General features: G+C 64.8%; 1 protein-coding gene. It reads left to right on the top strand.

Annotation, left to right across the window (positions count from 1 at the left end):
- The first annotated feature begins 61 nt into the window (after window positions 1–61).
- Complete coding sequence (locus FJ492_RS28625) at window positions 62–1,021, top strand: IS5 family transposase (RefSeq protein ID WP_140718570.1); 960 nt, start codon at window positions 62–64, stop codon at window positions 1,019–1,021.
- Window positions 1,022–1,148 lie beyond the last annotated feature (127 nt).

The raw sequence follows: 1,148 nt of genomic DNA, 5'->3' as shown, positions 1-1,148 counted from the left end.
GGGCCTGTTGCGCAATTCTGGCATTGTGATTCACTTCGATTATTGCTCGGAGGGATTTGCGATGGCGGTGAAGCGGACGGGACAGATGAGCTTTGTCGAGGCGTTCCTTGGGAACAAGGCGGTTGGCTCGTCGGGGATACTGGATCGGATCGGGTCGCTGGTGAAGTGGTACCGTTTCGAGAAGCTGCTTGGCGGACTCAATCATGGTGGTCCGGGCCATCCCGGCTGGCCGGCGCTGGTTCTCTACAAAGCCCTGCTCTTGCAGTCGCTTTACGGGCTGTCGGACCGCGAGCTGGAGGAAGCGCTCGCCGACCGGCTGTCGTTCCGCCGCTTCGTAGGGCTCGCACTCGACGAGACGGTGCCCGACCACACGGTGCTCAACCGCTTCCGCAATCTTTTGATCGAGAAGGGACTTCTGGACAGGCTGTTTGGCGAGCTCGACCGGCAGCTGGAGAAAGCGGGCGTGATGCTGAAGCGCGGCGCGATGCTGGACGCGACCCTGATCGAGGCGGCCTCGGCGCCGGGCACCGGCGAGCGGGCCTCGCTCGATCCGGACGCTGCCTTTGGCGGGGCCAGGAAGAAAGGCGGCTTCACCTTCGGCTACAAGGCCCATGTCGGCGTGGACGAGGGTTCCGGCCTGATCAGGACTGTGATCACGACGCCGGCCAACGTCAACGACACCGAGCCGGCCGACGGCCTGATCGTCGGCGACGAGAAGGCGGTATGGGCGGATGCAGCCTACCACACCCACGCCCGCCAGGCGCGGCTCAAGGCGCACGGCGTCAAGGCCCGGCTCGCCCGCCGGCCGAACAAGCACCATCCCGAACTGCCGCCCCGCCTCAAGCTCTACAACCGCTTGATCGCGCGGCGCAGGGCGGCGGTGGAAACCACCTTCGCCACGCTCAAGAACCGCATGCGGCTCACCCGCATCCGCTATGTCGGCCTGGTCAAGGCAACGGCCCAGATCATGCTCGCCGCCATCGCCTTCAACATGAGACGATGGGCGGCGATCACGCCATAGCTGCGCCCGAAATCCGCAAAACGCCGCAAAAGCGCGGCTCCCAAACCCCGAAAAGCCTCCAAAGCAACGAAAATGGCCGCCCTCAATCCTCACAACAAGCCTCCCGCAATATTGCGCAACGGGCCCC

The organism is Mesorhizobium sp. B2-5-4 (assembly GCF_006441095.1).
Taxonomy (GTDB): domain Bacteria; phylum Pseudomonadota; class Alphaproteobacteria; order Rhizobiales; family Rhizobiaceae; genus Mesorhizobium; species Mesorhizobium salmacidum.
This window is presented reverse-complemented; position numbering and strand designations above follow the sequence as displayed.